Genomic DNA, 12476 nt, shown 5'->3' with positions numbered 1-12476 from the left:
CGGGGTGCGCGCAGCGCTGCGCCCCCGCCATGCCCTGGTCGAGGTGTCGCATGCGGTGCGGCACCTCAACCGGTTGTCGACTCTGCGTCCCGGCAATCGAGACCCGAAACCCGACGCAATGCGCCCGGTGCGAGGCCAGGCGGTACCGGCTGGTCCGGCCTGCATCGCTGCACGGCGGGGCATGCAGCGATGCGCAGCGGCGATCGCATCAGAAGGTCACGTACAGCGTGGCACGCAGGTTGCGCCCCGGTTCGCTGTAGCGACCGATGCCGTCGTCGGTGGCATAGCCGTACAGATAGAAATCGCCGCGGGTGACATTGCGGATGCGCGCCCACTGGTAGTAGCGCTCGTCGAACAGGTTGTAGACGCCGAGATTGACGCGCACGTGCGCGTTGAAGCGGTAGCTGCCGAACAGGTCGACCACGCTGTAGGCGTCGCTGAGGAACGGCTCGGCCGCAGCGCCGAAGATATCGTTCTCGACGTTGACGTCCTTGGCCTGCTTGGCCAGCGCGTGGGTGATGTTGGCGGTGACATGCAGGCGCTCGTCCAGGCCCTGCCAGCTCAGGCCGAGCACGCCGCGATCCGGATTGATGCTGTCCAGCGGGCGGCCATCTTCCAGCTCGCCCTGATTGTGGGTCCATGCCGCGCGCAGCAGCCAGGCGTCGCCGAGCTTGAACTGCGCATCCAGTTCCACGCCCTTGACCTCGACCTGACCGACGTTGAGCAGCGTGGTGTAGGCGTAGCCGTTGCGCGTGGTGCACACGCCGCGGGTACAGGTCTGGTAGAGCGTGCCGGCATCGGTGGTGACCGTCTCGCTCTGGATGAAGTCGTCGTAGCGGTCGCGGAACACCGACAGGCCCACGCGCGCCCAGTCGCTTTCCCAGCGCCAGCCCAGTTCCAGGTTGAGGCTGCGCTCGGCTTCGAGCGCGGGGTTGGCGGCCACCGTCGGCACGTTGACGGTAGCGCCGGTGTCCAGCCGGGTCAGTGCGGTGATGCTGGTCGGGGCGTACATCTCGGCGGTGGTCGGCGCCCGGAAGCCGCGCCCGGCCTGGAACCACAACGTCTGCTGCGGGGTGAACGCGTAGCTGATGCCGGCCTGCCAGGTCGGCGAGGCGAAGGTCACCTCGCGCACCGTGCCGGTGACGTCGACGAAGGTGGACGACAGCGTCGGCGCGTAGCGGTAGTGGTCGTAGCGCGCACCCAGGGTGAGCTGCAGGCGGTCGTCGAGCAGGCCGATGCGGTCGCGCAGGTACACGCTCCATGTGTCGGCATCGGTCTTGGGCACCTGCGCCGGGTCGACGGTGGCGGTGTCCAGCGTGCCGGCGTTGTTCCAGCGGTAGTCGATCGCGCTGAAATCGATGCTGCGGCGCTGCCAGGCCGCCCCGTACAGCAGCGCTTGCGACCACCCGCTTCCCTGCAGCCGCTTGTCGAAGTCGACCGCGAGGCGGTCCAGGGTCTGCTCGGTGTCGCGGTCCTCGGCACGGCGACACGGCAGCGCCACCGTGCAGCGGGTGGTGGCAGCGGTGGCCGGGGTGCTCGAGCTGCCGCTCTGGGTGAGGATGCGGGTGGTGCCGCGGCTGTCGGTCTGCTGGCGGTCGAGCTGCGCCTCCATGGTGTCGAACAAGGTGTTGTCGGCGTTCCAGATATAGCGCAGGCCATAGCGGTCACGGTCGTTGCTGTCTTCGCCGATGCGCTCGGCGTAGCTGGGCGCGCTGACGCGGCTCAGGTTGTCGACCCGGTTCTGCGAGCGATTGCGTTCGTACACCACGCCGATGCGGTGCTGCGCATTCGGCACCACGTCGAGCTTGGCCAGCACGTTGTCGCTCTGGCTGTCGACCGGGTCGGGCGTGCGCCGCGCGCTGCCGGTGTCGATGTCGGTGCTGGAGTACCAGCCTTCCGATTCGTGGCCCTCGCGGCGGGTGTAGGTCAACATCGATTCGACGATGCCGCTGCGGTTGGCGACGGTGAGGTTGCCGAGCAATTGGTCGTTATGGCCGGTGTAGCCGGTCTTCAGGCCGACATAACTGTCGTTGCCCTGTGCCTTGAGGTAGTCGTAGGGATCCTTGGTGGTGAACACCACCGCGCCACCGAGCGCGCCGCTGCCGGCACTGATGGAGTCGGCGCCCTTGACGATGTCCACGCGCTTGAGCGAATCGACGTCCACGCCGCCGCGGCCGGCGCGGAAGAACTCGTAGTCGCGCGCGGTCTCCACGCCCTCGGCCATCGACAGGCCATCGATGGTCATCGCCACCCGGTCGCCTTCCAGGCCGCGGATATTGAAGCCGTTCTCGCCGAAGCGGCCCATGTCGGCGATGCTGACGCCGGGGATGTAACGCACCAGGTCTTCCATGCTCTCGGCTTGCTCCTGCTGCAGCTGCGCGGTGTCGAGGGTGGTGACGTTCTGGTTGCTGGAGGCGCGCTTGTCGCGCGCGGCCTTCACTTCGACCGGGTCGAAGGTGGTGGCGTCGGCGGGTGCCTGTTCGGCATGCAGCGGGAAGGCCAGGCCGGCGGCGATCGCCAGGGCCAGCAGGGTCGGTGTCGAGGTCATCGTGGAGTCCACAGTCAGGAAAGAGGGAGGGGCGCCGGAAGGCGCGCACCTGGCTGCGGGCGGCAAGAGCGGTCGCGTGGCTGGGTGGGCCCGCCGGTGGCGGGCCAGGGGCGCGGGCGCCAAGGCCCGCATCAGCAGGTCAGTCGGCCCGGGCCGATGTGGTGGCCGGCGCTGGCGGCGGCAACGCGGCATCGCCGGCATCGACCACGCCGTCGTGGTTACGGTCGACGCGGGCGAAGGTGCGCAGCCCCGAGGCCTGATATTCGGCAAAGCTCATGCGCTGGTCCTTGTCGGTATCGAGCACGGTGAAACGCACATGCACCTGGCGGTCGTCGGCCTGCTCGAGCGCGGTAAGGCGGCGGTTGAGGCGGTCCTCGAACTCCACCCGGTACTCGTCCAGCGACAGCGCCGCGTTGCGGTCGCCGTCGGCACTGGCGAACTGCGCTGCGCGCAGGTCCGCGTACTCCTTGCGGCCCACCTTGCCGTCGCCGTTTTCGTCGTACAGCGCGACAAAACCCTCGGCCGAGCCGCTGTCGGGCATGCCCGGGCGGCCACCGTCGCGATCGAAGGCGAGCGTCCGCTCGGTGCCGGCCTCCTTGGCCGCCGCCTCCAGCGCCGCCTGGCCGCGCGTCCAGTCCTGCGCCCCGGTGGCATCGAATTCGGCGCGCGACACCTGCCCGTCGCCGTCGATATCGAGTGCGGCAAAACGGGTCCGGCCCTGTGCCGCCTGAGCGCCGCGTTCCTGCTCCAGCGCACGCTGGCGGCGCTGGCGGAACTCGTCCACGTACTCGTCCTCGTCGACGCTGCCGTCGTGGTTGCGGTCGGTGGCGTCGAAGCGGGCGCGGCGGAAGGCCGCGAAGTCGGCGGCGGTAATGCGGCCGTCGTGGTCGTCGTCATGCTGGGTGATGAAGGCCTGCACGTTGTTGCCGTGCCCGCCGAGCAGCGGGCGCGGGTCGGACTGGGCGATTGCGGTCGCAGGAAGCAGCAGCGCGCACAGGCACGCGCCGGCCAGGGAGCCAGGGTTCATGGGTTGCCTCTTGAGGAAAAAACGGTGCCGGGCCGTGGCGCTGGCTGGGCCTGCAGGCGGATCGGTGGGCCGGGCGGATGCGCCGCGCCGGTGGCGTCATGCTGGTGGGGCAATGCAACCGCCGCAGCGGTTGCGCGGCGCTATGGCTCCAGCACCTGGAAGGTGAGCGTGGTGCTGTTGCTGTACTCGCGCACCGGGGCATCGGGCGGGGCCGGGGTGCGGTGACGGGTCAGCGCCAGCCAGGTGCCGGCGCGGTCCAGTTGCAGGGTGGCGCGGCCCGCCGCGTCGGTGGTCACGCTGACCTGCGCCGGCTTGCGGTCGGAGGTCCAGACCGCCTCGCTGATGTCCACGCTCTGCCTGGCCAGCGGCACGCCGTCGTACTGCACCGTGAAGGCGAAGGTCTCGCCGACGTACAGGTCGTTTGGATGCGTTACCGGCACCAGTTCCAGCCCGCGGTTGCGCGGCGCCAGTGCGCGGCGATCGGGTTTGCCGACGCTCAGATAGGTTTCCGCCAGGGTGCGCGACTGGAAACTGGCGATCAGCGTGGCGCCCTTGGGCATGGCCACGTTCGGGTCGCGCACGGTCTGCCGTTTGCCGTCCAGCTCCCAGGTGCGGAACTGCGCACCCACGCGCAGGCCGGTGCTGACCCGATAGGTGCCGGGCTGTTTGCCCAGGGTGTGTTCGACCACGGTGCGGGTGTCGAGCGGCTGCACCCGGGCCGGTTCGACATCGCGGCCGTCGGGCCCGGTGATGCTGAAGTGGCTCTGGTCGAAGGCCGCTTCCGGGACGAAAAAGGTCTCGGCGAAGGCCGCGTCCAGGGTCACCGTCTGGCCGGGCTGGGGCGCGAAGGTGTTGGGTGCCAGATAAGGGGTGTGCGCAGAGGCGGACGCAGCGAGCAGCAGCGCCGACAAGGTCAGCAGTTTCATTGGGGGCCCTGTTCCGAGTGGGTCGCTGGCGGAGGGCGCGGGGCGGCGCAGGAAGCTGGCTGACCACATGATATTAACGAAAATGCGAATCGTTCACAACAAATAAGGGGCGGTGCGTCGCTGTTCTGTCCCGCGCGATCGATGACGTGCGCTCGGGCCGACGTGTACCGTGTCCGTTTCTCCGCGTCTCTTTTAGCCATGAGTACCTACCACCTGCAGCAGGTCTTTCGCCCCACCACCGTGGCGGTGGTGGGCGGCAGTCCGCGCGATCGCTCGGCCGGGCGGGCGGTGGTGCGCAACCTGCGCGCGGCCGGGTTTGCCGGGCAGATCGGCTGGGTGAGCCCGCGCTACAGCGAGATCGATGGCGTGCGCACGGTGGCGCGGCTGACCGATCTGGCCTGGGTGCCGGACCTGGTGGTGATCACCGCGCCGGCGCGCATCGTGCCGCGCATCGTGTCGATCGCGGCGCGGCGCGGGGTGGCCGCGGCAATCATCCTCACCGCCGGGCTGGGCAGTGGCCCCGGCTCGCCGGCTGCGCGGATGGAGGCGGCCGCGCGCGCCAAGGGCATGCGCATCCTCGGCCCGCACTGCCTGGGCGTGATCGCCCCGCATGCGCGGCTCAATGCCAGCATCGCCGCGCATTGCCCGCAGGCCGGCGACCTGGCGCTGATTTCCGAATCCAGCGCGATTGCCGCCGCACTGGTGGAATGGGGCGTGGCGCGCTCGGTGGGGTTCTCGGCGGTGGTGTCGCTGGGCGATACGCTGGATGTGGATTTCGGCGATCTGCTCGACTACTTCGCCACCGACTACCGCACCCGCGCGATCCTGCTGTATGTCGAACGCATCGGCGATGCGCGCAAGTTCATGTCGGCCGCACGCGCCGCCGCGCGTGCCAAGCCGGTGGTGGTGGTCAAGTCCGGGCGCCAGTTCCGCATCAATCCCAATGCCGACACCCACGCGCAGGCGCTGGCCGGCTCGGATGCGGTGTATGGCGCGGCATTCGCACGTGCCGGCCTGTTGCGGGTGGGTGCGCTGGACGAATTGTTCGCCGCCGCCGAAACCCTGGGCCGGCTCGGCAGTTTTCCCGGCCGGCGGCTGGCCATCCTCAGCAATGGCGGCGGGGTGGGGCAGCTGGCGGTGGACCAATTGGTGCTGCGCGGCGGCACCCTGGCCGAGCTGTCGGCCAAGACGCTGGAGCGGCTGGATCAATCGCTGCCGCAGGGCTGGTCGCGCAGCAATCCGGTCGACATCATCGTCGATGCCGACGGGCCGCGTTATGCCGCGGCGATCGAAGCCTTGCTGGACGACCCCGAGAACGACGCACTGCTGGTGGTCAACGTGCCCACCGCATTCACCTCCTCGGCCGATGCGGCCAAGGCGCTGACCCGCGCGCTGGACCAACGCAACCGCCACCAGCGCGAAAAGCCGGTGTTTGCGGTATGGCTGGGCCAGGACGATGCGGCGATCGCCGCGCTCAATGCCGCGCGCGTGCCCACCTTTGCGACCGAATCGGACGCGGTGCGCGGCTTCACCCACCTGGTGCGCTACCGCGAGGCGCAGGCAGCGTTGATGGAGACCCCGCCCAGCCTGCCGGAAGATTTCGTGGTGGATGCCGGCATCGCCCGCGCGCTGGTGGAGGAGGCGCTGGCCGCGGGCCAGCGCTGGCTGGATCCGGTGGCCACCAACCGGCTGCTGGCCGCCTACGGCATCCCGATCGTGCCGCTGCAGGTGGCCGCCACCGCCAACGAGGCCGCCTTGCTGGCCGACCCGTTACTGGCCGTCGGCCGCACGGTGACCTTGAAGGTGCTGTCCAGCGACATCGCGCACAAATCCGATGTCGATGGCGTACGCCTGAACCTGTCCAGCGTGGCGGCGGTGCGCGAAGCGGCAACCGGCATCCTGGCGCGTGCGCGCACCGCGCACCCCAAGGCGGTGATCGACGGGGTGATCGTGCAGCCCACGGTGCTGCGGCCCAAGGCGCGCGAATTGATCGCAGGGATCGCCGACGACCCGGTGTTCGGCCCGGCGATCGTGTTCGGGCGCGGCGGCACTGCGGTGGAAGTGATCAACGACCGCGAGCTGGCGCTGCCGCCGCTGGACCTGCGTCTGGCCCACGAACTGATCGGGCGCACGCGGGTGTCGCGCATCCTCAAGGCCTACCGCGACGTGCCGGCCGCCGACGAGCGCGCGGTGGCATTGGTGCTGGTCAAGCTGGCGCAGCTGGCCGCCGACATCCCCGAGATCACCGAGCTGGATATCAACCCGCTGCTGGCCGACCGCGATGGCGTGATTGCGCTGGACGCGCGGGTGGCGGTGGCACCGGCGCGCAAGCTGCACAAGGGGCGCGGTCATCCGCGTTTTGCGATCTTTCCGTATCCGAAGGAATGGGAGCGCCAGATCGGGCTGGGCGATGGCACGCATGCGCTGGTGCGCCCGGTGCGCCCCGAGGACGATGCATTGTTCCGCGCGTTCTTCGCGCGGGTGACCGACGAAGACCTGCGGCTGCGCTTCTTCCAGTTGGTCAAGCATTTCAGCCACGAATTCATCGCGCGGCTGACCCAGCTCGATTACGCGCGCTCGATCGCGCTGGTGGCCATCGACCCCAAGACCGGCGACATGCTCGGCGCGGTGCGGCTGCATGCCGACGCCGACTACGAGCGCGGGGAGTACGGCATCCTGATCCGCTCCGACCTCAAGGGCCACGGCATCGGCTGGCAGCTGATGCGCATCATGATCGAGTACGCGAGCTGGCTGGGCCTGAAGCAGATCGAAGGCCAGGTGCTGCGCGAGAACCGCACCATGCTGGCGATGTGCCAGAGCCTGGGCTTCGGGGTCCGCCCGGATCCGGACGATGCGACCCTGATGGCGGTGACACTCCCTATAATGGGCGAGCCACGCCCGGCCTGACCTTGCGTCACGCCGCGGTCCCCCATCCTCCACCGCATGCCGGATCTGCCGGGCCCCGCCCTGGCCGGTTGCTCCGGCTGTCGTCTCGGCCCGCCTGGGAGTGTCAATGTTTCGCGATTTCAGAATGTCGTTCTTGGTCACAGCGATCTGCCTGGGCCTGGCTGCCTGGTGGGGTCATACCTCCGCGATGGGCATCTGGCAGGCGCTGTGGCTGTGCCTGGTGCTGAGCGTGCTGGAGGTGTCGTTGTCGTTCGACAACGCGGTGGTCAACGCCGGCGTGCTCAAGCACATGAATGCGTTCTGGCAGAAGCTGTTCCTCACCGTCGGCATCCTGATCGCGGTGTTCGGCATGCGCCTGGTGTTTCCGATCGTGATCGTGTCGGTGGCCACCGGCATGGGTCTGGTGCCGGTGATGCAGATGGCGCTGAAGGAGCCGGACCGCTACAGCCAGGTACTGACCGACAACTACCCGTCCATCGCCGCCTTCGGTGGCATGTTCCTGCTGCTGGTGTTCCTGAACTTCCTGTTCGACCAGGAGCGCAAGCTGCACTGGCTCGGGCCGGTGGAACGGCTGGTCGGCAAGCTGGGCAAGGCCGATGCGATGTCGGTGATCGTGGCGGTGTCGGTGCTGCTGGGCACCAAGCTGTTCCTGCCTGACGAAATCTTCCAGAGCGTGCTGTTCGCCGGCCTGGGCGGCATCCTGCTGTACCTGCTGGTCGGCAGCGTGGACGCGCTGTTCGAGGCCGAAGAGGGCGAGGACGGCATGGGCCCGGCCAAGCGCTCGGGTATTGCCGCCTTCCTGTACCTGGAAGTGCTGGACGCCTCGTTCTCGTTCGACGGGGTGATCGGCGCGTTCGCGATCACCCGCGATGTGGTGATCATCATGCTGGGCCTGGCGATCGGCGCGATGTTCGTGCGTTCGATGACGGTCTATCTGGTGCACAAGGGCACGCTGGACGAGTTCGTGTTCCTGGAGCACGGCGCCCATTACGCCATCGGCGTGCTGGCGATCATCATGCTGGTCGGCACCGTATACCACGTGCCGGAAGTGCTGACCGGCCTGATCGGCGTGGCCTTCATCGCCGCCTCGGTGTGGTCGTCGATCCGCTACCGCAAGCGCCACCACATCGGCCCGACCGAGATCTGATCTCGCGCATGGCCGCGCTCAGGGCGTAATGCTGTTCACTTGAGAGCGGCTGACAGCGTCTTCATGGCCATCGGGCGGGCGTCGCTAGTTCTGTGGCTTGGCTGCAGGGCTCCTGCCTGCCCACACTCGACGCAGTGAGTTGCTGCAGGGCCCTTGCCCGCCCACCATCGCGGGACACGCCGCAAGTACGTCCATGTAGGCTCTTACGCGGCATCCATGCCGCGTAAGGTCCCGCGACGGTGAGCGGACAAGGACCAGTCGAGTTGGTCGGTGTGCACGGCTTTCAATAAACCACCGGCTGACTTTCTGGCTGGTGCGGTGCCCTCGCCGCGCCCTTGACGCGGTGAGTTTGCTGCAGGGCCCTTGTCCGCCCACCATCGCGGGACACGCCGCAAGTACGTCCATGTAGGCTCTGGCGCGGCATCCATGCCGCTCAAGGTCCCGCGCGGTGGGCGGACAAGGACCAGTCGAGATGGTCGGTGTGCACGGGTGGAGCCGTGTTTGATGCGCGTTGTTCGATCATGACGCGCCGGCTCAGCGTCCGACGCGCAATGCGCTACAGCAGCTTTCACGCGACCACCGACCAACTTTCTGGTGCGGTGTCCTCGCCGATTGCGGGACCGTTGGCGGCATGGATGCCGCCATCGAGCCCCCAGGGACGGGTTCACGGCGTGTCCCGCGAGCGGTGAGGGCGCCGCGCCCTCGACCTAAAGTCGGCAGTGCGAGTTTCCTCCCGTCGCCCGGGCCAGAGCAGGCGTCCCAGGCGTGGGGTGCCGCCTGAGGCAGTCACGGCCAACCGTGACCGGCCTCGGCATCGATAGGTGTCGCAGCCGACCCAACCGGACCCAACCGATCGACAAAATTGCCGTTTCGGGCCTTGACTGCGCACTCAGATTGGGCAGTCCGCGGCGGCGAATCGACCGTTCGTCAGATGGCGCTTTGCACCACAAGGGTTTACGGGCTTTTCCCACATTATGTGTTGACCCCTCATGGGTACCCCACTATCTTGGGGGAGTCGGTGGTTGGCTGCCCCAAGCAGCTGGACCTGAAAGAGCACGATCTGCAGTCGGTACGCGGTCGATCAGCCTCCTCGCCGCAACCGCATTCGGTGTCATCCAGCCATCCATGGCAATGCCGTGGCGCGGACTGCGTGGGCCGATGGGGTTGCGGTTGTTTCGCCACCGACCACTGCGCGACAGCACACCGCGCGGTGGCGGCCGTGGAATCTCCGGTAAGGAGATGGCTGGTGAAGGCGATGCCGCCGCAGACCGTGGGTCTTGCGTGCTGGTCGTCGCGCACCGCCATCGCTGTCCAGGGAATCCGGATCCGGCCGCAACCCGTCCCCAGCCGGGTTCGTGTGCCTACGCATGGAGGACGCATGACCACCAACGACACCCTTGCCGCGATCGCCGCCGGTACCGCAACACCCACCAGCGTTCCCGCCAGTGTCAGCGCGCCCGGTTGCGGCGCGCCGGAATTGACCGACCCGTCGGACATCGTGCCGCCTCCCCGCCAAGCCATTGCAATGCACGCACAGACCATCGAAGAACAAGCCGTCGCCACCTGGATCACCAAGGAAGCCGGCAACCGCCGGATCCCGTTCGAGCCGGAGCGCCTGGAGCGCGCCATCGACCAGATCCATGCCGAATTCCCGCAGCTGGACGTGGCCGACTACAAGCGCTCGGTGTTCGGCTTCGTCGACCGCAAGGACAGCGTCAACGCTGACGACCTGGTCGATCACTTGATCCGCGAGGCCGAAGCCCGCGTCGATCTGACCACCCCGGAGTGGGAGCACTTTGCCGCGCGCCTGTACCTGCGCCGCCTGTACAAGCGCGCCAGCCGCAACCGTTTCTACGACGCCAGCCAGAAGTACGGCTCGTTCGTCGGCCTGCAGGAGAGCCTGGCCGACCGCAATGTCTATTCCAACGACATCCTGCGCCGCTATTCCAAGGACGAGCTGATCGAAGCCGGCAAGATGATCGAGCCCGAGCGCGACAAGCTGTTCGCCTACAACGGCCTGTACCTGCTGGCCACGCGTTACCTGGCCACCGACAACTCGCGCGGCGTGTTCGAGCTGCCGCAGGAGCGTTGGCTGACCATCGCGCTGTACCTGATGCAGGACGAGATCGGCAACGGCAAGGGCAGCCGCGAGCGCCGCATGCAGCTGGTCGGCGAGGCCTACTGGGCGCTGTCCAACCTGTACATGACCGTGGCCACCCCGACCCTGGCCAATGCCGGCAAGGTCGGCGGCCAGCTGTCGAGCTGCTTCATCGACACCGTCGACGACAGCCTGCAGGGCATCTACGACTCCAACACCGACGTGGCGCGCGTGTCCAAGCACGGCGGCGGCGTGGGCGCCTACCTGGGCTATGTGCGTTCGTCCGGTTCGGCGATCCGCGGGGTGTCCAATTCCTCCGGTGGCGTGGTGCCGTGGATCAAGCAGCTCAACAACACTGCGGTGTCGGTGGATCAGCTGGGCCAGCGCAAGGGTGCCATCGCGGTCTATCTGGACATCTTCCACCGCGACATCGAGGCGTTCCTGGATCTGCGCCTGAACAACGGCGACCAGCGCCTGCGCGCGCACGACGTGTTCACCTCGGTGTGCATCCCCGACCTGTTCATGGAAGCGGTCGAGCGTCGCGGCGACTGGTACCTGTTCGATCCGCACGAAGTGAAGCGGATCAAGGGCTGGTACCTGCAGGACTTCTTTGATGAGAAGAAGGGCGACGCCAACAGCAGCTTCCGTCGCAAGTACGAGGAAGTGGTGGCCGACGAGCGCATCACCCGCAAGACGGTCAAGGCGATCGAGATCTTCAAGCGGATCATGGTCAGCCAGCTGGAAACCGGCAACCCGTTCATGTTCTATCGCGATGAGGTCAATCGCAAGAACCCGAACAAGCACGAGGGCATGGTCTATTCGTCCAACCTGTGCACCGAGATCCTGCAGAACATGAGCCCGACGCGGATGATGCAGGAGATCATCAGCGGCAATCAGATCGTCACCACCAAGAAGGCCGGCGACTTCGTCGTGTGCAACCTGTCCTCGATCAACCTGGGCCGTGCGATCACCGTGCAGGCAGACCAGGCCGATCTGCTGGGCGCCGACGTGCTGGAGCGCTTGATCCCGATCCAGGTGCGCATGCTCGACAACGTGATCGATCTGAACCAATTGCCGGTGCCGCAGGCCACCATCACCAACCAGAAGTACCGCGCCATCGGCCTGGGCACCTTCGGCTGGCACCATCTGCTGGCGCAGAAATCCATCCACTGGAATGCCACCGAAGCCGAGGACTACAGCGACGAGCTGTACGAGCGCATCAACTATCTGACCGTCCAGGCGAGCATGGAGCTGGCCAAGGAAAAGGGCACCTACAGCGTGTTCCGCGGCAGCGACTGGCACACCGGCGAGTATTTCCGTGCGCGCGACTACAACAGCCCGCAGTGGCTGGAGCTGTCCGCGCAGGTGGCCGTCAACGGCGTGCGCAATGCCTGGATGCTGGCGGTTGCGCCGAACATGAGCACCGCGCAGATCGCCGGCTCCACCGCCTCGATCGACCCGATCTACAGCGCGTTCTACTACGAAGAGAAGAAGGACTTCCGTCGCCCGGTCGCCGCACCTGGCCTGTCGCTGGAAACCTGGCCGTACTACGAAAAGGGCGCCTACAAGGTCGACCAGTTCGCCAGCGTGCGTCAGAACGCGCGTCGCCAGCGGCATATCGACCAGTCGATCAGCTTCAACTTCTACGTGCCCAGCACCATCCGTGCGAGCACCTTGCTGGACCTGCACATGACGGCCTGGCGCGAAGGCCTGAAGACCACGTACTACGTGCGCTCCAACGACATCGACATCAGCGAATGCGAGTGGTGCAGTAGCTAAGCGCATTCGCGCTTCGCTTCCACGGTTCGCGTTGCGAACCGTGG

6 protein-coding genes are annotated in these 12476 nt (G+C 67.4%); 3 read left to right on the top strand and 3 right to left on the bottom strand.

Annotation, left to right across the window (positions count from 1 at the left end; all coding sequences use genetic code 11):
* Nucleotides 1-208: 208 nt before the first annotated feature.
* The 3 genes from XARJCFBP2528_RS19435 to XARJCFBP2528_RS19425 form a co-directional block, all read right to left on the bottom strand.
* Nucleotides 209-2548 carry a TonB-dependent hemoglobin/transferrin/lactoferrin family receptor gene (locus tag XARJCFBP2528_RS19435; protein ID WP_016904364.1) on the bottom strand — a complete coding sequence of 780 codons (2340 nt, stop codon included), beginning with the start codon at nucleotides 2546-2548 and terminating at the stop codon, nucleotides 209-211.
* Between the two features lie 139 nt (nucleotides 2549-2687).
* Nucleotides 2688-3575, bottom strand: coding sequence for an EF-hand domain-containing protein (locus XARJCFBP2528_RS19430; RefSeq protein ID WP_016904363.1), 888 nt, complete (start codon nucleotides 3573-3575; stop codon nucleotides 2688-2690).
* 140 nt (nucleotides 3576-3715) lie between these two features.
* A complete protein-coding gene (locus tag XARJCFBP2528_RS19425; protein ID WP_016904362.1) occupies nucleotides 3716-4501 on the bottom strand; it encodes a DUF4198 domain-containing protein in 786 nt (261 codons plus the stop codon).
* A 198-nt stretch (nucleotides 4502-4699) separates the two neighbouring features.
* On the opposite strand from XARJCFBP2528_RS19425, the gene XARJCFBP2528_RS19420 reads away from it, so the two are divergent.
* The 3 genes from XARJCFBP2528_RS19420 (at nucleotide 4700) to XARJCFBP2528_RS19410 (ending at nucleotide 12432) form a co-directional block, all read left to right on the top strand.
* Nucleotides 4700-7408, top strand: a complete 2709-nt coding sequence (locus XARJCFBP2528_RS19420; protein WP_016904361.1) for a bifunctional acetate--CoA ligase family protein/GNAT family N-acetyltransferase — start codon at nucleotides 4700-4702, stop codon at nucleotides 7406-7408.
* 106 nt (nucleotides 7409-7514) lie between these two features.
* Nucleotides 7515-8555: a DUF475 domain-containing protein gene (locus tag XARJCFBP2528_RS19415; protein WP_026064785.1), complete on the top strand. Its 1041-nt coding sequence runs from the start codon at nucleotides 7515-7517 to the stop codon at nucleotides 8553-8555.
* A 1378-nt stretch (nucleotides 8556-9933) separates the two neighbouring features.
* Nucleotides 9934-12432, top strand: a complete 2499-nt coding sequence (locus XARJCFBP2528_RS19410) for a ribonucleoside-diphosphate reductase subunit alpha (RefSeq protein WP_016903641.1) — start codon at nucleotides 9934-9936, stop codon at nucleotides 12430-12432.
* Nucleotides 12433-12476: the final 44 nt, after the last annotated feature.

This window comes from Xanthomonas arboricola pv. juglandis, from assembly GCF_001013475.1.
Classification (GTDB): domain Bacteria; phylum Pseudomonadota; class Gammaproteobacteria; order Xanthomonadales; family Xanthomonadaceae; genus Xanthomonas; species Xanthomonas arboricola.
Note: the sequence above shows the minus strand (reverse complement) of the source record. Positions and strands in the feature narration are given on the sequence as shown.

Excerpts from the sequence above, each read along its gene's own strand:
- XARJCFBP2528_RS19435 (WP_016904364.1), bottom strand. The coding sequence starts at position 2,548 with ATGACCTCGACACCGACCCTGCTGGCCCTGGCGATCGCCGCCGGCCTG.
- XARJCFBP2528_RS19430 (WP_016904363.1), bottom strand. The coding sequence starts at position 3,575 with ATGAACCCTGGCTCCCTGGCCGGCGCGTGCCTGTGCGCGCTGCTGCTT.
- XARJCFBP2528_RS19425 (WP_016904362.1), bottom strand. The coding sequence starts at position 4,501 with ATGAAACTGCTGACCTTGTCGGCGCTGCTGCTCGCTGCGTCCGCCTCT.
- XARJCFBP2528_RS19420 (WP_016904361.1), top strand. The coding sequence starts at position 4,700 with ATGAGTACCTACCACCTGCAGCAGGTCTTTCGCCCCACCACCGTGGCG.
- XARJCFBP2528_RS19415 (WP_026064785.1), top strand. The coding sequence starts at position 7,515 with ATGTTTCGCGATTTCAGAATGTCGTTCTTGGTCACAGCGATCTGCCTG.
- XARJCFBP2528_RS19410 (WP_016903641.1), top strand. The coding sequence starts at position 9,934 with ATGACCACCAACGACACCCTTGCCGCGATCGCCGCCGGTACCGCAACA.